Raw genomic sequence first — 20,820 nt, forward strand, 5'->3', positions numbered from 1 at the left:
GGATAGGTGGTGGGGCCATCGCCGGCAAGCCAGCTCCCACAGGGATATCACAGGTTTTGAGATATGAGCGGTCCCTGTGGGAGCTGGCTTGCCGGCGATAGGGCCCGAATGGGCTCTATAGTGCCCGAGGTTTGCGCGGCTGTCAGGCCACCGGACCACGCGGATAGCGCTTCAGCCGTTCAGCCAGCTCGCGCCCCGGAATCGGCCGGTCGAACAGGTAGCCCTGGCCCACGTCGCAGCGGTGCCGACGCAGGAACGCCAGCTGCTCCGGCGTCTCGATACCCTCGGCCACCACCTTCAGCTTGAGGTTGTGAGCCATGGCCACCACCGCCGAGGTGATTTCCATGTCGTCCTGGTTGTCCGGGATCTCGTTGATGAAGCTGCGATCGATCTTGAGGATGTCGATCGGAAACTTCTTCAGGTAGCTCAGCGACGAATAACCGGTGCCGAAATCGTCCATGGCCAGGGTCAGGCCCAGGGCCTTCAGCTCATCCAGCTGGCGGTGGGTGTCTTCGGTGGCCTCCAGCAGCAAACCTTCGGTCAGCTCCAGCTCCAGCAAGTGCGGGGGCAGGGCTTCTTCCTCGAGGATGGTGCTGATCGACGCCACCAGGTCCGGGTCGGAGAACTGCTTGGGGGACAGGTTGATGGCCACATGCAGGTTGCCCATGCCGGCCTCGCGCAGTTGCTGGCTCATGCGGCACGACTGGCGCACCACCCATTTGCCGATGGGGATGATCAGGCCGGTTTCTTCCGCCACGCTGATGAACTGGTCCGGGCGGATCATGCCGCGTTCGGGGTGGTTCCAGCGCAGCAGTGCTTCCAGCCCCAGCAGGCGGCCGCTGCGCAGGCACAGCTTGGGCTGGTAGAACACCTCCAGCTCGTTCTGGGTCAGGGCGCGACGCAGGTTGTTCTCGACGAACAGCTTGTAGCTGGCTTCTGCATTGAGCACTTCGGTAAACACCTGCACCTGGTGCTTGCCGTTGGCCTTGGCCTTGTGCAGCGCCAGGCCGGCGTTCTTCATCAGGCTGGCCGGGTCGGCGCCATGCAGTGGCGCGCAGGCCAGGCCCACCGAGGCGGTGACGTTGATCAGCTGGTTGTCGACGAACATCGGCTTGTCGAGGGTGCGCAGCAGTTGCTGGGCGACGCCCTGGCCATCTTCCAGGCTGGTGTCGTCGAGCAGTACGGCGAACTCGTTACTGGCAAAGCGCGCCAGGATACCGCCGGCGTGCAGGCTGTTGCGCAGGCGCCGGGCCAGGCTGATCAGCAGCTTGTCGCCGGTCTGGTGGCCGAGGCTGTCGTTGATGCGCTTGAAGTTGTCGATGTCCACCAGCAGCAGGCACATCGAGTACTCGCCATCGCGGGCAAAGCGCTCGTCCAGGCTGCGGATGAACGCCGGGCGGTTGCCCAGGTTGGTCAGGTTGTCGGTGTAGGCCAGGCGCTCGATGCGCTGCTGGGCCAGCTTGGTCTGGGTGACGTCTTCGTAGATGCCGATGTAGTGGGTCAGCTCACGGTTGTCGCCGTATACCTTGGAAATCGACAGCTGGCCCCAGTAGGGCTCGAGGTTCTTGCGCCGGCTCTTGAACTCGCCCTGCCAGCTGTTGCCCATGGCCAGGCTCGACGGCGAGTCGAACAGCAGCTCGCTCAGGTTCTCCAGCGCCGGCAGCTCGCCCAGGTGGCGGCCTTGCACTTCCTCGGTGCTGTACTGGGTGATGGCGGTAAAGCTGGGGTTGACGTACTCCACCACGCCGTCGCGGTTGACCAGCAGGAAGGCGTTGGCGCTCTGCTCGACCGCACGCTGGAACAGGTGCAGAGCGCTGGCGGCGGTGCGCCGGTTGTGGTTGGTGATGACCTGGGCGAACTGGTCGGCCAGTTCGCCGGCGAAGGCGATTTCGTCCGACTGCCAGGCCCGTGTCTGGCCGGTCTGTTCCAGGCACAGCACGCCGACTACCTGGCCATCGACACGGATGCTGGCATCGAGCATGGCCTTGTTTTCCGGGCGCAGGCTTTGCGCCAGGGCCCGGGTACGCGGGTCGTGGCCGGCATTGTGGGCGTCGATGGCGCGGCTGGCGTGCAGCGCGTCGAGGTAGTCGGGGAAGCGGCTGGCATCGATGGCTTCGGGCTGGCGGTGCTCCTGCGCGTCCCGGTACCAGGCGATGATCGGCTCCAGGCGCTGGTCTTCCAGGTGCCAGATGCTGGCGCTGTCGACCTTGTAGATTTCGCAGGCGCTCTGGGTAATCAGCTGGGCGGCTTCCCGCAGCGAGTTCCCGGCGCTGTAGCGCTGGCGGGCCAGGCGCAGGATCAGGTCCTGCTGGCCGCGTACCCGGTCCAGATGCTCGAGTTGTTCCTGCTGCGCGCGCTGGTTCAGTTGCAGGGCCAGTTGCAGGCGGTTGTTGCGCGATTCCAGGTCGCTGGCACCGGCTTCGCCAGTATCTTCGGCCTGGTCGTCGAGCACGCTCAGGTAGCCGCGCAACAGGTGGCGGTTGTGCTGCTTGTAGGCTTCCCCAGCCTCCAGCAGGCGTAGCGATGCAGTTGGCGTGTGCAATGTGTAGCGCACGCGGTAGTAGCCGCGCTGGGCCAGTTGCAGCTGGATCTCGTCGTGTAGCCGGTAGCGGGCTTCGGGTTCCATCAGGCTGGCATAGGGCGCGTCTACCAGGGCGCACAGGTCGCCGGCGTGCAGGCCGAACTGGCGCTCGCAGGCCGGATCGAGGTAGAGCATGGTCCAGCTGGCTTCGTTGAGCCTTTCGAAACGCAGCATGCCGAGCCGCGAGGGCACGGGTAACTGCGTGACGACCTCGGCCGCCACACGGCTGGCGGCATCGGGTTGGCTTTTCATCGAAGACTCGCTTGAAGAGGAAACGCGGCCTTGGGGGCGGCAGGTCTGGCAAGGTTGCATCATGTCCCGGGGGCTGGCAAGCAGCCATGCGTGATGCTGTGGACGGGTTATCGGCTGGTGGGTGGGAATCTGTAGTCTGGCTGATAGTTCCGGGGCCGCTTTGCGGCCTGTGGGAGCGGGTTTATCGAGGCGTCGAACCGCCGCGAACAATCCAACACAGTACATGGCACCGGCTGCGCCGGTGTTCGCGGGTGAACCCGCTCCCACAGAGGGTGCAGCCCTCCCGGAAAATCCGGGCAAAAAAAAGCCCCGCCAATCGACGGGGTTGAGGTACGAGCGTGGCAGCTCGAAAAGGGTACTGCCCCTCGCGGGGAGGGGCAGTGGGCTGCCTTACAGCAGCATGGTGCGGATATCGCCCAGCACGTCGCCCAGGCGCTTGGTGAAGCGCGCGGCGGCAGCGCCGTTGATCACACGGTGATCGTAGGACAGCGACAGCGGCAGCATCAGCTTCGGCTGGAAGGCCTTGCCATCCCATACCGGCTGCATGGTCGCCTTGGAGACGCCCAGGATAGCCACTTCCGGCGCGTTGACGATCGGCGTGAAGCCGGTGCCGCCAATGTGGCCGAGGCTGGAGATGGTGAAGCAAGCGCCTTGCATCTCGTCGGCCGACAGCTTCTTGGTGCGGGCTTTTTCGGCCAGCGCAGCCGCTTCGGCAGCCAGTTGCAGCAGGCTCTTCTGGTCGACGTTCTTGATCACAGGGACCAGCAGGCCGTCCGGGGTGTCCACGGCAAAGCCGATGTGCACGTACTTCTTGCGGATGATGGCCTTGCCGCTTGGCGCCAGCGAGCTGTTGAAGTCCGGCAGTTCCTTGAGCAGGAAGGCGCAGGCCTTGAGCAGCAGTGGCAGCACGGTCAGCTTCACGCCAGCCTTCTCGGCCACGGCCTTCTGCGCAACGCGGAAGGCTTCCAGCTCGGTGATGTCGGCGGAGTCGAACTGGGTCACGTGCGGCACGTTCAGCCAGCTGCGGTGCAGGTTGGCAGCACCGACCTGCATCAGGCGGGTCAGGGCCACTTCTTCCACTTCACCGAACTTGCTGAAGTCCACGGCAGGGATCGGCGGGATGCCGGCGCCACCGGTTGCGCCAGCAGCTGCCGGTGCTTCCTTGGCCTTCTGCATCATCGCCTTGACGTAGACCTGCACGTCTTCTTTCAGGATGCGGCCGTGCGGACCGGTCGCGGCAACCGCGCCCAGGTCGACGCCGAATTCACGGGCCAGCTGGCGAACCGCCGGGCCTGCGTGAACCTTGGCGTTGCTGCCGGCAGCCGGTGCGGTAGCAACCGGTGCAGGGGCAGCAGCCGGGGCAGCAGCGGCAGGTGCGGCGGCCGGAGCCGCCTCAGCCTTGGCCGGGGCAGCAGCAGCGGCAGGTGCCGGAGCTGCAGCCGGGGCAGCGCCCGCGACTTTCAGCTTGAAGATCAGGTCGCCAGTGCCGACTTCGTCTTCCAGCTTGCACAGGACTTCTTCGACCACGCCGGCAGCCGGCGACGGGATTTCCATGGAGGCCTTATCGGACTCCAGGGTAATCAGCGACTGGTCGGCTTCAACGGTGTCGCCGACCTTGACCAGCACTTCGATGATCTTGGCCTTGCCCGACGAGCCGATGTCCGGCACGTGGATGTCCTGCACGCTGGCGGCAGCCGGGGCTGCTGCCGGAGCAGGGGCAGGGGCGGCTTCGGCGGCCGGAGCCGGCGCAGCAGCCTGGGCCGGGGCTGCGGCCGGCGCCTCAGGGGCCGCAGCAGCGGCGCCCTCGGCTTCCAGGACCAGCAGCTCGTCGCCTTCTTTCAGGCGGTCGCCCAGCTTGACCTTCAGTTCCTTGATGACGCCGGCTTTCGGGGCCGGGATCTCCATGGAGGCCTTGTCGGACTCCAGGGTCAGCAGGCTCTGGTCAGCCTCGATACGATCACCGACCTTGACGAACAGCTCGATGATTTCACCTTCACCGCTGCCGATGTCAGGTACGCGAATGAGTTCGCTCACTTAAAAATACTCCTCAGCAGTCCAGTGGGTTGCGCTTGTCCGGGTCGATACCGAACTTGACGATAGCGTCTGCAACAACCTTTGGTTCGATCTCGCCACGGTCAGCCAGGGCTTCCAGGGCAGCCAGCACCACGAAGTGGCGGTCGACTTCGAAGAAGTGACGCAGCTTCTTGCGGCTGTCGCTGCGACCGTAACCGTCGGTACCCAGGACCTTGAACTCTTTGCTCGGTACCCACTGGCGAATCTGCTCGGCGAACAGCTTCATGTAGTCGGTGGAGGCGATGACCGGGCCCTTGCGACCGTTCAGGCACTGCTCGACGTAAGTCTGCTGTGGCTTCTGGCCAGGCTTCAGGCGGTTGGCGCGTTCCACGGCCAGGCCGTCGCGACGCAGTTCGTTGAAGCTGGTGACGCTCCACACGTCGGCACCGACGTTGAACTCTTCACGCAGGATCTTCGCTGCTTCGCGGACTTCGCGCAGGATGGTGCCGGAGCCCATCAGCTGTACGTGGTGCGCGGCTTCGCGGGTGTCTTCTTCCAGCAGGTACATGCCCTTGATGATGCCTTCCTCGACACCGGCCGGCATGGCTGGCTGCTGGTAGGATTCGTTCATCACGGTGATGTAGTAGAAGATGTCCTGTTGCTCTTCGGTCATCTTCTTCATGCCGTCCTGAATGATCACCGCCAGCTCGTAGCCGTAGGTCGGATCGTAGGTGCGGCAGTTCGGGATGGTGCCCGCCATCATGTGGCTGTGACCGTCTTCGTGCTGCAGGCCTTCACCGTTCAGGGTGGTACGGCCGGCGGTACCGCCGATCAGGAAGCCACGGGTGCGGCTGTCGCCAGCGGCCCAGGCCAGGTCGCCAATACGCTGGAAGCCGAACATCGAGTAGAAGATGTAGAACGGCAGCATCGGCTGGTTGTGGCAGCTGTACGAGGTACCGGCAGCGATGAACGACGACATGGCGCCGGCTTCGTTGATGCCTTCCTCGAGGATCTGGCCCTTCTTGTCTTCGCGGTAGAACATCACCTGGTCTTTATCGACTGGCTCGTAGAGCTGGCCGACCGACGAGTAGATGCCCAGCTGGCGGAACATGCCTTCCATACCGAAGGTACGGGCTTCGTCCGGGATGATCGGGACGATGCGCTGGCCGATTTCCTTGTCCTTGACCAGCTGCGCCAGAATACGCACGAAGGCCATGGTGGTGGAAATTTCGCGGTCGCCCGAGCCGTCCAGGATCGCTTTCAGCGTTTCCAGTGGCGGGGTCGGTACGCTGAAGCTCTTGGCGCGGCGCTGTGGCACGAAACCGCCCAGGGCAGCACGGCGCTCGGCCAGGTACTTGGCTTCGGCAGAACCTTCTTCCGGCTTGAAGAACGGCAGGTTCTCCAGGTCGGCATCCTTGACCGGGATGTCGAAGCGGTCACGGAAGTGACGCAGGCTGTCGACGTCGACCTTCTTGGTGTTGTGCGCGGTGTTCTTGGCTTCGCCGGCACCGGTACCGTAACCCTTGATGGTCTTGGCCAGGATGACGGTAGGCTGGTCCTTGTGGTTGACCGCCTGGTGGTACGCCGCGTAGACCTTGTACGGGTCGTGGCCGCCACGGTTGAGCTTCCAGATCTCTTCGTCGGACAGGTCTTCGACCATGGCCTTGAGCTCTGGGGTGTTGAAGAAGTTCTCACGAACGTACGCGCCGTCTTTGGCTTTGTAGTTCTGGTACTCGCCGTCGATGACTTCGTCCATGCGGCGCTGCAGAGCACCGTTGGTGTCCTTGGCGAACAGTGGGTCCCAGAAACGGCCCCAGACGACCTTGTTGACGTTCCAGCCACCGCCACGGAACACGCCTTCGAGTTCCTGGATGATCTTGCCGTTGCCGCGAACCGGGCCGTCGAGGCGCTGCAGGTTGCAGTTGATGACGAAGATCAGGTTGTCCAGCTTCTCGCGGCCGGCCAGGGCGATTGCGCCCAGGGATTCCGGCTCGTCGCACTCGCCGTCGCCCATGAAGCACCAGACCTTCTGCTTGCCGGCCGGGATGAAGCCACGGGCTTCCAGGTACTTCATGAAGCGTGCCTGGTAGATGGCCTGGATCGGGCCCAGACCCATCGAAACGGTCGGGAACTGCCAGAAGTCAGGCATCAGCCATGGGTGCGGGTACGAAGACAGGCCGTTGCCGTCCACTTCCTGACGGAAGTTGTTCATCTGGTCTTCGTTGATGCGGCCTTCCATGAACGCACGGGCGTAGACGCCTGGCGAAGCGTGGCCCTGGAAGAAGATCAGGTCGCCGCCGTGTTCTTCGGTCGGGGCCTGGAAGAAGTAGTTGAAGCCGATGTCGTACAGGGTGGCGCTGGAGGCGAAGCTGGAGATGTGTCCGCCCAGGTCCGAGTCTTTCAGGTTGGTACGCATGACCATGGCCAGGGCGTTCCAACGCACCATCGAGCGAATGCGGCGTTCCATGAACAGGTCGCCAGGCATGCGTGCTTCGTGGGTGACAGGGATGGTGTTGCGGTATGGCGTGGTGATCGCATACGGCAGCTGGGAGCCACTACGGGTGGCCAGCTCGCCCATACGGGTCATCAGGTAATGAGCGCGGTCTTCGCCTTCTTTGTCGAGGACCGACTCCAGGGCATCCAGCCATTCCTGGGTTTCGATTGGATCGAGGTCTTGCATGGCTTGCTCCAGGGCGGAAAGGCAACCAGAATCGATTGCCTGAGATTGCGACTGGCCTTATGGGCAGACGTCGTGAATTCTTGGATTACCGGGGTGTCCTCCGGCGCCGTGTAGTTTTACTACATTTGCTTTCGCATTTCATGCTTTTACACGACACGAGTAGTAGTAAAACTACATTTGTGCGACGTTTCGTCGCATGCTGGCTTGTGAGGAAAAACGTTCATGTTGGTTGGCATTGTGTCGCGAACGGGTAACTCTTGATGTTTGTTGCCAATTTTTCGTTTCTTTCAGCTATTTCCAACTTTTGTACGACAGTCCAACCGTGGTCCGGCTTCCCCTTGGCCGCTTCTTCCCCTCTATTTCACGCCGATCAAGGATAGACCATGCGCCTACCTTTGCCGTCCGATCTGCCCGCTACCCTGCAGCCGCTGGTCGCGCGCAACCAGCAATTCATCAGCGATGCGGTGGCTGCCCACCCGGAACTCGATCTCCAGGCCTGGAGCCCGCTGCACCGGCAACAGTTCGACCGGGTAGCCGCCGCCAGCGACTTCGTGCTCGGCCTGGTCCGGCGCGAGCCGGCCATGCTGTTCGGCCTGCTGGCCAGTGGCGAGCTGGATCGGCGTTACGCCGCGGGTGAACTGCGCGGGCACATTGCGGCAGCCGCCCAGGCGGCGCAGAGCGAGGACGAGCTGGCGCGCAACCTGCGCCGCGAGCGCAACCGCCAACAGCTGCGCATCATCTGGCGCGACATCACCCGCCAGGCCGCGCTGGGCGAAACCTGCCGCGACCTGTCCGACCTGGCCGACGCCGCCATCGATGAAGCCTACCAATGGCTGTACCCGCGCCACTGCCAGCAGTTCGGCACGCCTGTCGGCAACCGCAGCGGCCAGCCGCAGCACATGGTGGTGCTGGGCATGGGCAAGCTGGGCGCGGTGGAGCTGAACCTGTCGTCGGACATCGACCTGATCTTCGCCTTCCCCGAAGGCGGCGAAACCGAAGGGGTGAAGCGCTCGCTGGACAACCAGGAGTTCTTCACCCGCCTGGGCCAGCGCCTGATCAAGGCGCTGGACCCGGTCACCGTCGACGGTTTCGTGTTCCGCGTCGACATGCGCCTGCGCCCGTATGGCTCGGCCGGCGCGCTGGTGCTCAGCTTCAATGCCCTTGAACAGTACTACCAGGACCAGGGCCGTGACTGGGAACGCTACGCGATGATCAAGGCGCGGGTGGTGGCCGGCGACCAGGCGGCCGGCGCGCAGCTGCAGGAGATGCTACGGCCGTTCGTGTACCGCCGCTACCTGGACTTTTCCGCGATCGAAGCGCTGCGCACCATGAAGCAGCTGATCCAGCAGGAAGTGCGGCGCAAGGGCATGGCCGACAACATCAAGCTGGGTGCCGGTGGCATTCGCGAGGTGGAATTCATCGCCCAGGCCTTCCAGCTGATCCACGGCGGGCGCGACCTCAGCCTGCAACAGCGGCCGCTGCTGAAAGTGCTGGCCACCCTCGAGGGCCAGGGCTACCTGCCGCCAGCCGTGGTCGCCGAGTTGCGCGAGGGTTATGAGTTCCTGCGCTATACCGAACACGCCATCCAGGCCATCGCCGACCGCCAGACGCAGATGCTGCCGGACAGCGAGACCGATAAGGCGCGGGTGGCCTACATGCTCGGTTATGCCGACTGGCAAAGCTTCCATGACCAGCTGACGCACTGGCGTGGCCGCATTGACTGGCACTTCCGCCAGGTGATCGCCGACCCGGATGATGAAGACGGCGAGGGCGAGCTGGTGGTGGGTGGCGAATGGTCGCCGCTGTGGGAGCAGGCGCAGGATGAAGATGCTGCTGGCCGTCAGCTACAGGAGGCCGGTTTCCAGCAGCCCGCAGAAGCCCTGCGGCGCCTGGCCGCGCTGCGCTCCAGCCCGCAGCTGCGTTCGATGCAGCGGATTGGCCGTGAGCGCCTGGACGCCTTTATCCCGCGGTTGCTGGCCCAGGCTGTGGAACATGACAACCCCGACCTGGTGCTCGAGCGCGTGCTGCCGCTGGTCGAGGCGGTGGCACGCCGTTCTGCCTACCTGGTACTGCTCACCGAAAACCCCGGCGCCTTGCGCCGCCTGCTGACCCTGTGTGCCGCCAGCCCGTGGATTGCCGAGCAGATTGCCCGCTACCCGCTGCTGCTCGACGAACTGCTCAATGAAGGCCGCCTGTTCAGCCCGCCACTGGCGCCGGAGCTGGCCAGCGAACTGCGCGAGCGCCTGACGCGCATCCCCGAGGACGACCTGGAACAGCAAATGGAGGCGCTGCGCCACTTCAAGCTGGCCCACAGCCTGCGCGTGGCCGCCTCGGAAATCAGCGGCAACCTGCCGCTGATGAAAGTCAGCGACTACCTGACCTGGCTGGCCGAGGCCATCCTCGACCAGGTACTGGCCCTGGCCTGGCGCCAGACCGTGGCCCGCCACGGCCAGCCCAAGCGCAGCGACGGCAGCCTGTGCGACCCGGGCTTCATCATCATCGGCTACGGCAAGGTAGGTGGCCTGGAGCTGGGTCACGGTTCGGACCTGGACCTGGTATTCATCCATGACGGCGACCCGCAGGCGGAAACCGACGGCGCCAAGCCGATCGACAGTGCGCAGTTCTTCACCCGCCTGGGCCAGCGCATCATTCACCTGCTGACCACCCAGACCAACTCGGGCCAGCTGTATGACGTGGACATGCGCCTGCGCCCGTCAGGGGCCTCGGGCCTGCTGGTGAGTTCGCTGGGAGCGTTCGAGCGCTACCAGCAGAACGAGGCCTGGACCTGGGAGCATCAGGCCCTGGTGCGGGCCCGGGTGCTGGTGGGCTGCAAGCAGGTGGGCACGGCGTTCGAAGGCGTGCGCGCCAAGGTGTTGGGCCAGGCCCGCGACCTGGAAAAACTGCGCAGCGAAGTGAGCGAAATGCGCGCCAAGATGCGCGACAACCTCGGCACCAAGGCCACCGCAGCCGGTACCGCGGCAAACGCCTTCGAGGCCGGTGTGCCGTTCGATATCAAGCAGGATGCCGGCGGTATCGTCGATATCGAATTTATGGTGCAATACGCCGCTTTGGCCTGGTCCCACGACCACCCGGCCATACTCCGATGGACCGATAACATCCGCATTCTGGAAGAGCTGGAGCAGGCGGGTTTGATGCCGGCCAGTGACGCGGTGCTGTTGCGTGAAGTGTACAAGGCGTTCCGCTCGGCCTCGCATCGCCAGGCCCTGCAGAAGCAGGCCGGGGTTATCGATGCGGCGCAGTTTGCCGATGAACGCCGTGAGGTGCGGCGGATCTGGGGTGAATTGGGTTTGACCTGATACCGAGTTGGCCTCATTTGCGGGCATGCCCGCTCCCACAGGGAAAGCGCAGACCTAGAGGACCGTGCAATACCTGTGGGAGCGGGCGTGCCCGCGAATGGGCCATGTGAGTGGTACACTGTCCGCCACATAGCCTGAATATAAAGAGGGGAGGCCAGGCTGTACCGCAGCCTGTAGCCTCCCCGAGCGTTTCTGGACTAAGCATGAGAATACTGATCATTGGCCCCAGCTGGGTCGGCGACATGGTGATGGCGCAGACCCTGTTCCAGTGCCTGAAACAGCAGCACCCCGACTGCGTGATCGATGTGCTGGCCCCCGAGTGGAGCCGGCCGATCCTCGAACGCATGCCCGAGGTCCGTCAGGCCCTGAGCTTCCCGCTCGGCCACGGCGCACTGGAACTGGCCACGCGGCGGCGCATCGGCAAGTCCCTGGCCGGCCAGTACGACCAGGCCATCCTGCTGCCCAACTCGCTCAAGTCGGCGCTGGTGCCGTTCTTTGCCGGTATCCCCAAGCGCACCGGCTGGCGTGGCGAAATGCGCTTCGGCCTGCTCAACGACGTGCGCAAGCTGGACAAGGCCCGCTACCCGCTGATGATCGAGCGCTTCATGGCCCTGGCCTACGCGCCCGGCGCCGAGCTGCCGCAGCCGTACCCGCGCCCCAGCCTGCAGATCGAAGCGCAAAGCCGCGACGCCGCCCTGGCCAAGTTCGGCCTGGAGCTGGACCGCCCGGTGCTGGCGCTGTGCCCCGGTGCCGAGTTCGGCGAGGCCAAGCGCTGGCCTGCCGAGCACTACGCCACCGTGGCCGATGCGATGATCCGCCAGGGCTGGCAGGTGTGGCTGTTCGGCTCGAAGAACGATCACCCGGTTGGTGAGCAGATTCGCGACCGGCTGATCCCGGGCTTGCGTGAAGAATCGTCCAACCTGGCCGGCGAAACCTCGCTTGCCGAGGCTATCGACCTGATGTCCTGCGCCCATGCCGTGGTGTCCAACGACTCGGGCCTGATGCACGTGGCCGCCGCGCTGAACCGCCCGCTGGTGGCGGTGTACGGCTCGACCTCGCCAGGCTTCACCCCGCCGCTGGCCGAGCACGTGGAAGTGGTGCGCACCGGCATCGAGTGCAGCCCGTGCTTCGACCGCACCTGCCGCTTCGGCCACTACAACTGCCTGCGCTTGCTGGAACCGGGTAAAGTCATTGCTGCCCTGCACAGCCTGACCGGGCCGGACCTGATCGATACCGTGGCCGAGGTCGACTAAGTGCGGGTACTGATCATCAAGACTTCGTCGCTGGGTGATGTGATCCACACCTTGCCGGCGCTTACCGATGCCGCCCACGCCATCCCGGGCATCCGCTTCGACTGGGTGGTGGAAGAAGGCTTCGCCGAAATCCCCAGCTGGCACCCGGCGGTCGACCAGGTGATCCCGGTGGCCATTCGCCGCTGGCGCAAGAACCTCTGGCAAACCATCAAGAGCGGCGAGTGGAAGGCGTTCAAGCAACGTGTACGCGAGCGCAAGTACGACCTGGTGATCGACGCCCAGGGCCTGGTCAAATCGGCCTGGCTGACCCGCTACGTGAAGGCGCCGGTGGCTGGCCTGGACCGCTACTCGGCCCGCGAAGGCTGGGCCAGCCGCTTCTATGACCGGCGCCTGTCGGTTGCCACCGGCCAGCACGCGGTGGAGCGGGTACGCCAGCTGTTCGCCATGGCCCTGGCCTACGACCTGCCGGAAGGCATCGGCAACTACGGCCTCGACCTCGAGCGCCTGCAACTGCCGCCGGCCGCCCCCTATGTGGTGTTCCTGCATGGCACCACCTGGGCGACCAAGCACTGGCCCGAAGCCTACTGGCGCGAACTGGCCGAGCGCATGGGCCGGCGCAAGCTGGAAGTGCGCCTGCCGTGGGGCAACCCGGCCGAGAAGGCGCGGGCCGAGCGCATCGCCCAGGGCTTGAACAACTGCCAGGTGCTCCCCAAATTGAACCTTGCCGGCGTCGCACGCGTGTTGGCGGCGGCAAAAGCCTGCGTGGCGGTCGATACCGGCCTCGGCCACCTGGCGGCGGCACTCGATGTGCCCACCATTTCGCTGTTCGGCCCGACCAACCCGGGCCTGACCGGCGCCTACGGACGGACCCAGATTCACCAGGCCAGTGACTGGCCCTGCGCGCCCTGCCTGCAGAAAAAGTGCACCTACAAACCGAGCGCCGATGACCTGCGCCGGTTCGATCTGAAACGCGAGTGGCCATTGTGCTTCACTCGCCTGAATCCCGAGCATGTGGCGAGCCGCTTGAGCGCGTTGCTGCTGGCTGAGGATGTCCGTTGATGCAACTGGCTTTCGTGCTTTACAAATATTTCCCCTTCGGCGGGCTGCAGCGCGACTTCATGCGCATTGCCCTGGAATGCCAGAAGCGGGGCCACCAGATCCGTGTGTACACGTTGATCTGGGAGGGTGACATTCCGCCGGGCTTCGAAGTGCTGGTGGCGCCGGTGAAGGCGATTTTCAACCACCGCCGCAACGAGAAGCTCAGCGCCTGGATGGCCGCCGACCTGGCCAAGCGCCCGGTCGACCGCCTGATCGGTTTCAACAAGATGCCTGGGCTGGACGTGTACTACGCCGCCGACGGCTGCTTCGAGGACAAGGCGCAGACCCTGCGTGGCGGCCTGTACCGCCGCTGGGGCCGCTACCGGCACTTTGCCGAGTACGAACGTGCGGTGTTCGCCAAGGACGCCCATACCGAAGTGCTGATGATTTCCGAGGTGCAGCAGCCGCTGTTCATCAAGCACTACGGCACCCCGGTGGAGCGTTTCCACCTGCTGCCGCCGGGCATTTCCCAGGACCGCCGCGCGCCGGCCAATGCCGGCGAAATCCGCGCCGAGTTCCGCAAGGAATTCAACCTGGGCGATGACGACCTGCTGCTGGTGCAGATTGGCTCGGGCTTCAAGACCAAGGGCGTTGACCGCAGCCTCAAGGCCCTGGCCGCACTGCCGTCGGCCCTGCGCAAGCGCACCAGGCTGATGGTGATCGGCCAGGATGACCCCAAGGTGTTCCAGCTGCAAAGCGCTACCTTGGGCCTGGGCGAGCAGGTGCAGTTCCTCAAGGGCCGCAGCGACATCCCGCGTTTCCTGCTGGGCGCCGACCTGCTGATCCACCCGGCGTACAACGAGAACACCGGCACGGTGCTGCTCGAGGCGCTGGTGGCCGGCCTGCCGGTGCTGGTGTCCAAGGTGTGCGGCTACGCCCACTACATTGCCGAGGCCGACAGCGGCCTGGTGCTGGACGAGCCGTTCGAGCAGGAACAGCTCAATGGTTACCTGCAGCGCATGCTCGAAGACCAACAGGCCCGCGCCAGCTGGTCGCGCAACGGCCTGGCGTTTGCTGAGACCGCCGATCTGTACAGCATGCCGCAGCATGCCGCCGACGTGATCCTGGGGCAGGAGTCCGCATGAAGCTGATACTGGCCGAACCGTTCAAGCGCCTGTGGGCCGGGCGTGATGCCTTCGATGCCGTGGAGGCGCTGCAAGGCGAGGTCTATCGCGAACTGGAAGGGCGCCGCACGCTGCGCACCGAGGTCGCTGGCGAGGGCTTCTTCGTCAAGATCCACCGCGGCATCGGCTGGGGCGAGATCTTCAAGAACCTGCTTACCGCCAAGCTGCCGGTGCTTGGCGCCGGCCAGGAATGGCAGGCCATCCAGCGCCTGCACCAGGTTGGCGTGCCGACCATGACTGCCGTCGCCTATGGCGAGCGTGGCAGCAACCCGGCCGCGCAGCATTCGTTCATCATCACCGAAGAACTGGCGCCGACCATCAGCCTGGAAGACTTCAGCATCGACTGGGTCAGGCAGCCGCCCGAGCCGCGCCTGAAGCGCGCGCTGATCGCCGAAGTGGCGAAGATGACCGGCGGCATGCACCGCGCCGGGGTCAACCACCGCGACTGCTACATCTGCCACTTCCTGCTGCACACCGACCGCCCGGTGACGGCGGACGACTTCAAACTGTCGGTGATCGACCTGCACCGCGCGCAGACCCGGGCGAAAATCAGCCGACGCTGGCGCGACAAGGACCTGGCCGCGCTGTACTTCTCGGCGCTGGACATCGGCCTGACCCAGCGCGACAAGCTGCGCTTCCTGCGCGGTTACTTCCAGCGGCCGCTGCGGCAGGTCCTGAAGGATGAAGCCGCGCTGCTCGCCTGGCTGGAGCGCAAGGCGCAGAAACTCTATGACCGCAAGCAACGTTATGGGGATGCACTCTGATGGCGGGGTGGACACTGGCGCCAGGCTATGAACACCTGGCGGCGGACTTCGGCAGCCTGGAAGCGGTATTTGCCCTGCAAGGCGAGCGCCTGACCCGCGACCCGATCAGCGAGGTGGTGCGTATCGAGCGTGACGGGGTCAATTACTACGTCAAGCGCTACACCGGGGCAGGCAAGCACATGCGCCGTTACCTGGGCCGGCCGCGGATCAAGGCCGAATGGCAGAACCTCAAGCAGTTCGACAAGTGGGGCATCCCCACTGCCGAAGTGGTGGCCTGGGGCCTGGAGCGCAATGGCCTGGCCTTTGGCCGGGGGGCCATGATCACCCGCGAACTGCCGCGCACCGAAGACCTGTCGGCGCTGGCCGAGCGCAACGATGCACGCCTGGCCGATCGCGCCTGGGTCGGGCATGTCAGCAGCCAGCTGGCGCGCCACACCCGGGTCATGCACCAGCACCACTTCGCCCACAACGACCTGAAATGGCGCAACCTGCTGGTCGACGACCAGGGCACGCTATTCTTCATCGACTGCCCCACCGGCGATTTCTGGCGCGGCTTCATGTGGCGGCACCGGATGATCAAGGACTTGGCGTGTCTGGACAAAGTGGCCAAATACCACCTGTCGGCAACCCAGCGCCTGCGTTTCTACCTGCAATACCGTGGCCGCGACCGGCTGAATGCGCGTGACAAGAAGCGCATTCGCCAGGTGGTGAGCTTTTTCGAGGGAAGGGAATGACCGATTACCTGGCCAGCGCGGACCTCGCGCTGCTCAAACGCCATGGCCTGGACGACTTCGAGGCGCTGTGGGCGCTGCAACTGGATGCCGTGGACGAACCGAACACCGGCCGCGGTGGCTGGAGCAGCGTGTTCCGCCTGGAGCTCGAAGGCAAGGGCTACTACCTCAAGCGCCAGAGCGACTACCTGACCCGTACCCTGCACCGGCCATTCGGCGAGCCGACCTTCGCCCGCGAATTCCGCAACATCAGCCGTTACCAGAAGCTGCAGATTCCGGCCTTGCAGGCGGTGTTCTATGGCGAGCGCAAGAAAGGCGGCACGCACCGGGCGATCCTGATGACTCGCGCCCTGGACGAATGGGCCGACCTCGACAGCCTGCTGGCCCAGTGGCCACAACTGAGCGATGCTGAACGCAATGGCGTCCTGCAGGCCTGCGGCCAGCTGGCGCGCACCCTGCACAGCGCCGGCCAGGTGCATGGTTGCTTCTACCCCAAGCACATCTTCCTGCGCCAGCGCCGCGAAGGCTGGGACGCGCAACTGATCGACCTGGAGAAGACCCGCCCCCTGCTGTTCGGCATGCGTGACCGTCTCAAGGACCTGGAGCCGCTGCTGCGTCGTGCCCCGGTCTGGAGCGAGCGTGATGTACGTACCTTGCTGGCCAGCTACCTGGCGCAGCCTGCCGATGGCACGCTGGTCGATACCTGGCTGCAACGCCTGACGCAACGCCGTCGTGAAAAAGAGGCCCGCTGATGCGTTTGTCTGAATTGAAAGAGGCCGGGCGCAGCCCCTCGTTGCCCCTGAGCATCACCCTGGCCGATGCTGCCGGCACGGCCGACCTGCAATTGCTCAGCCTGCTGCGCGTGCTGCCGGGCCAGCGCTATGTGGGCGCCGGCGTGTGGCGCGGCACTCCGGTGCTGGCCAAGCTGCTGGTCGGTGGTAACGCTGCACGGCATTTCCAGCGCGAACTGCAGGGCGTGAAGCTGCTGGCCGAGCAGGGCCTGACCACGCCGAAGCTGCTGGCCGACGGCCTCAAGGAAGGCGAGGGCGGCTGGCTGCTGTTCGAATTCCTCGACGGCGCCGAAAGCCTGGCCGATGCCTGGGCGGCAGTGGAGAGCTTGCCGGTACTGGCCGACGAGCAGCACCTGGTGCTGGGCGAGGCGCTCACCGCAGTGGCGCACATGCACGCCCGGGGCCTGTGGCAGGAAGACCTGCACCTGGACAACCTGCTGCGCCACGGCGGCAAGCTGTACCTGATCGACGGCGCCGGCATCAAGGCCGAAACGCCTGGCCAGCAGCTGTCGCGCCCACGTGTGCTGGAAAACCTGGGGGTATTCTTCGCCCAGCTACCCAAGCGCCTGGAGCCGTTCATCGAAGAACTGCTGGTGCACTACCTGCTGGCCAACGCCGAGCATGCGCTGCCGCTGGAAGCCTTGCAGAAGCAGGTGGACAAGGTGCGCAGCTGGCGCCAGAAGGATTACCTGGAAAAGGCTGGTCGTGAATGCAGCCTGTTCAGTGTCGAGCGCAGCCTTTCGGGCTTGCGGGCAGTCCGCCGCGACGAGGCCGAAGCCATGTTGCCGGTGCTGGAGCAGGCCGACGCGTTGATCGACCAGGGCCACCTGTACAAGACCGGTGGTGCGGCCAGCGTGGCGCGCATCGAGGTTGGCGGCCGCACGCTGGTGCTCAAACGCTACAACATCAAGAACACCGCGCACTGGTTCAAGCGCTTCTGGCGCCCGAGCCGGGCCTGGCATTCCTGGGTCGAAGGCCACCGCCTGGAATTCCTCGATATTGCCACGCCGCGTCCACTCGCGGTGCTGGAACAACGGGTGATGGGGCTGCGAAGCCGTGCCTACCTGGTCACCGAGTATATCGATGGCCCAGACCTGGCCGAATGCTTCGCGCCCTACGTGGATAACGGCGATGCGCCCGAGGAGCAGGTGGATGCCCTGGTGCATGTGATGCAGCAGCTGATTCGCGAGCGTATCAGCCATGGTGACTTCAAGGGCCACAACCTGTTCTGGCACAACGGCCAGTGGTCGCTGATCGACCTCGACGCCATGTGCCAGCACGCCACCCAGCTCAGCTTTGCCCCGGCCTACGCCCGTGATCGGGCGCGGCTGCTGCGCAACTGGCCGAGTGGCAGTGCCTTGCATCAGCGGCTGGACCGGCTGCTGCCCAAGCTGGCCGAGTAGTCCGCCGGCAGTGCCAGCCAGTCGCTGCTGCGGCCTGGCTGGCGCACGCGAATACGCCATTGGCCGCCCTGTTGGCGCAGTACTGCCCAGGCGTGGACTGCGCCCAGTGCCTTCTCGGGCAGCAGCAGATGGTAATGCCCGGCGAGCAGGTGCCGACGAACCGGCAACTGCTGGTCACCCAGCTGTAGATAGAGTTGCCCCCCGGCGTCGTGCAGGTCGGCTTCCCCTGCCACCGATTCGCCCTCGAGCGGCGGTTGCAGGCGTACCTCTTCCAACAGCTGGGCTACGTCAGGCAACCCGTCATGCCATAGCACGATGGAATCGACCACCCAATTGCCATTGCGCAGCCGTTTGATCGGCAGCTGCGCGTAGGCATCCGGCTGCCTGGGGTCGAGCACCCGCCAGCGATAGCCGTCGAAGTGGACGTTGTACAACCGCCCCTGGCTGTCCTTGACGAAGTAACGGTCCGGGCCTGGCACGCTGTTGATCTGTTCGTACACTTCCTCGCCATGAACCCCGTCGATCCGGTAGCGCAGCTTGCTCACGTCCACGGCCGCTTCGTGGGTTTTCGGCAGTGGGCGCGGGGGTTGCGGTGGCAGGCCGCGCATCGCCCTGCGCATGAGGGGCGAGCCAGCGAAACTGGACAACCCGTCGGCGCTGTGGCTCAAAGCGGCCATGGCGTGGTGGAAGGTTGCTGCGTAATCCTCTTTTTCCAGGGCTTCGAAGCCGTCCCACAGCGAAATCGACATACGGCCGAAGGCTAGGGCTGACATTGTCGGGGCCGGTAGCACGAGGCTGATCATGTCGAGAACCAGGCGCAGCGTCGACAGCCCGTACTCGCCGAGCAGCTCGCGGTTGCTGCGGCTGTTGGTATCGGCCTCGGCGATCATGGCGTGGACCTGGGCCTTGTAAAGGGCATCGAAGAGGTTGCCGTTGATCATTGGCCTTTGCACATATGGCCCGAGGCGGCCCTTGCGCACCAATTTGTCGAGCCGCTTGCCATCAGCCAGAGGCGCGCGCTGGATCAGGTATTTTCGCAAGGACGGCGTGCTGCGAAGGGTTCTGAGCAGCGCCCGGGTATCGGGGTATTCACGCCATGCGCGCCGGTCGGGTGCGTCCGGTGTATACAGCACCAGCGACGGCTGGTTGTCGCTCTCGGCATTGAGCAGCAGTACCCCTTGCAGCGTGTGCCCGTCGATGATCAGCTGGCGCACCGCGATACGATGCTCGTCGATGGTAGGGCGCCAATTGTTGTCGGGGTGGTCGGTGACGGCTTTGACCCAGCGATAGCCTCGCTCGTGGGTATCGTTCAGAAAGTGCCTGGCATAGCGGGCCTTGGCCGCCTCGGCGCGCATGCGGGCGCGGTTCATGTTGCCGTGGCATTGCATGCGCCAGCGCGCACCTGGAGACTCCAGCAGGTGGGTTCGCAGGTAGCGGATGTAGCCACTGCCGGCGTCAAGCTCGCGCACCAGGCGCTTTACCCCTTCTGCGGATATTGACTCCAGCGTGGAACCGTCTTCGTGGTGTATTCGGGCAGTCAGCCAGTAATCGACGTCGAACCAGCCGATGTTCAGCAGGGCCAGCTCGTCCAGGCGGTAGGTGGTGGTTACCAGTTCGATGGTGCCACCGACATGGCGACGGTTGGCAACGGCCACGTAACCCGAAGGTGCCAGCGGGTTGATCAGCGGGCCGGTGCGGTGTGCAAGCGTGACGGTTATGCAGACTTTTTCGGCAGGCAAGTCGATGGAGAATTCGCGCCGCAGCGCCTTGCCAAGGCGTTCGCGCACCCATGCCAGCAGGTGGTGGCGATTACCGAATGCCTCCAGGGTCAAAAGGCCGGGTGCAGCAGCCTGGGTGATGGCCCCGGCGAGCTCCTGGATCGTTTGCATGATGTGCGTCAGGCTTTTCGTGGAGCTCTGGCGCAGCCAAGCGGGCAGGTGTTTTTCCAGCAGCAGCGCATAACGGGTGGACAACGCATATTGGCTGCCCATGAGATCGGTCAGTGACTGCTGTTTGGCCAGGGTGCTTTTCAGTGCCGGTAGATCCGGGTTCTGGTCAAGCGCCCAGGCGGCGTGCCAGGCGATGGTGAGCCGTTGATGCTGCGCGTCGATCACGTCAGTGGCCTGTTGTTCGACCAGGTCGCCGGTAAACCACTCGTAGCGCAGCCGGTCGGCACACCGGACCAGTTGCTGGTCCTGCAGGCGGGGTAGCAGTTGCAGCATTGGCCGGCTTTGCATGGGGTCGTCCAGGCGCTCGCACAGCTCCCTGTGCAGTTCGGCCAGGTTGGCGAAGCCTTCAACGCCATGAGACACGCTGCACAGCAGTGCCTGGCCTGTGGCTGTTGCGGGCTCGGCAATGGCCCCTTCCGGTGCTTCTGCCACCATTACCAGCACGCCGGGTAACGGCAACCGGCCATGGGGGCTTGAACGGTTGAATACCGGCCGATAAACCTGGGCCCGGTGGGTGTCTGGCAGGTGGTTGCGCTGCCAGGGTAGCGGCAGCTCCAGGGAGGTGCGCAGCAGGCTGATGTGGCTGTAGTCCAGGGTCTGGTCGGCGAGGCGCAGTTCCAGTTCGGCCAGAAGTTGCTCATGACGCAGTTCGCGCAGTTGCCGGACGCGGCTGTGGCCTGTTTCGACAGGGGCGTTCCAGAACGCTGCCAGGTCACCAAAAAAACGCTGGCGCAGGGCGGCCGGTTCCGTTTCGCCCGCCAGTTCGGGTTTGCCTTGCTCAAGGGCGATGAGTTGTTGATCGAGCGCTTCGAGGCGCTGCAAAGGTGTCATGGTATGGCTCCTTGGAAAATGGGAGCCAACCAT

The 20,820-nt window shown here is 64.8% G+C and carries 12 protein-coding genes; 8 read left to right on the top strand and 4 right to left on the bottom strand.

All coding sequences use genetic code 11. The annotated features are described in order from the left end of the window. Positions 1-142: 142 nt before the first annotated feature. The 3 genes from CAG34_RS16710 to aceE all read right to left on the bottom strand — a co-directional run bounded on the left by CAG34_RS16710 (position 143) and on the right by aceE (position 7,526). The gene (locus CAG34_RS16710) at positions 143-2,833 is read right to left on the bottom strand and encodes a bifunctional diguanylate cyclase/phosphodiesterase (protein ID WP_085591329.1); all 2,691 of its coding nucleotides are present in this window, start codon (positions 2,831-2,833) and stop codon (positions 143-145) included. Positions 2,834-3,223: 390 nt separating this feature from the next. After that, the gene (gene aceF / locus CAG34_RS16715; RefSeq protein ID WP_046614466.1) at positions 3,224-4,867 is read right to left on the bottom strand and encodes a dihydrolipoyllysine-residue acetyltransferase; all 1,644 of its coding nucleotides are present in this window, start codon (positions 4,865-4,867) and stop codon (positions 3,224-3,226) included. A gap of 13 nt (positions 4,868-4,880) precedes the next feature. Next, a complete protein-coding gene (gene aceE / locus CAG34_RS16720; protein ID WP_025337408.1) occupies positions 4,881-7,526 on the bottom strand; it encodes a pyruvate dehydrogenase (acetyl-transferring), homodimeric type in 2,646 nt (881 codons plus the stop codon). A gap of 383 nt (positions 7,527-7,909) precedes the next feature. On the opposite strand from aceE, the gene glnE reads away from it, so the two are divergent. The 8 genes from glnE to CAG34_RS16760 all read left to right on the top strand — a co-directional run bounded on the left by glnE (position 7,910) and on the right by CAG34_RS16760 (position 18,007). Then, a complete protein-coding gene (gene glnE, locus CAG34_RS16725) occupies positions 7,910-10,843 on the top strand; it encodes a bifunctional [glutamate--ammonia ligase]-adenylyl-L-tyrosine phosphorylase/[glutamate--ammonia-ligase] adenylyltransferase (protein ID WP_085591331.1) in 2,934 nt (977 codons plus the stop codon). A 203-nt stretch (positions 10,844-11,046) separates the two neighbouring features. Then, complete coding sequence (gene waaF, locus CAG34_RS16730) at positions 11,047-12,096, top strand: lipopolysaccharide heptosyltransferase II (protein WP_013970536.1); 1,050 nt, start codon at positions 11,047-11,049, stop codon at positions 12,094-12,096. After that, positions 12,097-13,155, top strand: coding sequence for a lipopolysaccharide heptosyltransferase I (waaC, locus tag CAG34_RS16735; RefSeq protein WP_015268679.1), 1,059 nt, complete (start codon positions 12,097-12,099; stop codon positions 13,153-13,155). It abuts the gene before it with no gap. Continuing rightward, positions 13,155-14,279 (top strand): glycosyltransferase family 4 protein, encoded by a 1,125-nt coding sequence (locus CAG34_RS16740; RefSeq protein WP_013970538.1) that lies wholly within the window; start codon positions 13,155-13,157, stop codon positions 14,277-14,279. The genes waaC and CAG34_RS16740 overlap by 1 nt, the downstream gene beginning before the upstream one ends. Beyond that, positions 14,276-15,082, top strand: coding sequence for a lipopolysaccharide core heptose(I) kinase RfaP (gene rfaP, locus CAG34_RS16745; protein ID WP_025337411.1), 807 nt, complete (start codon positions 14,276-14,278; stop codon positions 15,080-15,082). The genes CAG34_RS16740 and rfaP overlap by 4 nt, the downstream gene beginning before the upstream one ends. Beyond that, on the top strand, positions 15,082-15,816 hold the full coding sequence (locus CAG34_RS16750) for a lipopolysaccharide kinase InaA family protein (protein WP_085591333.1): 735 nt from the start codon (positions 15,082-15,084) through the stop codon (positions 15,814-15,816). Before rfaP ends, CAG34_RS16750 begins: the two co-directional genes overlap by 1 nt. Further along, on the top strand, positions 15,813-16,565 hold the full coding sequence (locus CAG34_RS16755) for a lipopolysaccharide kinase InaA family protein (RefSeq protein ID WP_025337413.1): 753 nt from the start codon (positions 15,813-15,815) through the stop codon (positions 16,563-16,565). Before CAG34_RS16750 ends, CAG34_RS16755 begins: the two co-directional genes overlap by 4 nt. Next, on the top strand, positions 16,565-18,007 hold the full coding sequence (locus CAG34_RS16760) for a lipopolysaccharide kinase InaA family protein (RefSeq protein ID WP_085591335.1): 1,443 nt from the start codon (positions 16,565-16,567) through the stop codon (positions 18,005-18,007). The genes CAG34_RS16755 and CAG34_RS16760 overlap by 1 nt, the downstream gene beginning before the upstream one ends. On the opposite strand, the gene CAG34_RS16765 is transcribed toward CAG34_RS16760, so the two are convergent. Next, positions 17,968-20,787, bottom strand: coding sequence for a dermonecrotic toxin domain-containing protein (locus tag CAG34_RS16765; RefSeq protein WP_085591337.1), 2,820 nt, complete (start codon positions 20,785-20,787; stop codon positions 17,968-17,970). The genes CAG34_RS16760 and CAG34_RS16765 overlap by 40 nt on opposite strands. Positions 20,788-20,820 lie beyond the last annotated feature (33 nt).

The organism is Pseudomonas sp. B14(2017), assembly GCF_002113255.1.
In the GTDB taxonomy this organism is placed as follows: domain Bacteria; phylum Pseudomonadota; class Gammaproteobacteria; order Pseudomonadales; family Pseudomonadaceae; genus Aquipseudomonas; species Aquipseudomonas putida_Z.

Bases quoted from the DNA above. Each gene is read 5' to 3' on its own strand.
- CAG34_RS16710 (WP_085591329.1), bottom strand. From the start codon at position 2,833: ATGAAAAGCCAACCCGATGCCGCCAGCCGTGTGGCGGCCGAGGTCGTC.
- aceE (WP_025337408.1), bottom strand. From the start codon at position 7,526: ATGCAAGACCTCGATCCAATCGAAACCCAGGAATGGCTGGATGCCCTG.
- glnE (WP_085591331.1), top strand. From the start codon at position 7,910: ATGCGCCTACCTTTGCCGTCCGATCTGCCCGCTACCCTGCAGCCGCTG.
- waaF (WP_013970536.1), top strand. From the start codon at position 11,047: ATGAGAATACTGATCATTGGCCCCAGCTGGGTCGGCGACATGGTGATG.
- CAG34_RS16740 (WP_013970538.1), top strand. From the start codon at position 13,155: ATGCAACTGGCTTTCGTGCTTTACAAATATTTCCCCTTCGGCGGGCTG.
- rfaP (WP_025337411.1), top strand. From the start codon at position 14,276: ATGAAGCTGATACTGGCCGAACCGTTCAAGCGCCTGTGGGCCGGGCGT.
- CAG34_RS16750 (WP_085591333.1), top strand. From the start codon at position 15,082: ATGGCGGGGTGGACACTGGCGCCAGGCTATGAACACCTGGCGGCGGAC.
- CAG34_RS16755 (WP_025337413.1), top strand. From the start codon at position 15,813: ATGACCGATTACCTGGCCAGCGCGGACCTCGCGCTGCTCAAACGCCAT.
- CAG34_RS16760 (WP_085591335.1), top strand. From the start codon at position 16,565: ATGCGTTTGTCTGAATTGAAAGAGGCCGGGCGCAGCCCCTCGTTGCCC.
- CAG34_RS16765 (WP_085591337.1), bottom strand. From the start codon at position 20,787: ATGACACCTTTGCAGCGCCTCGAAGCGCTCGATCAACAACTCATCGCC.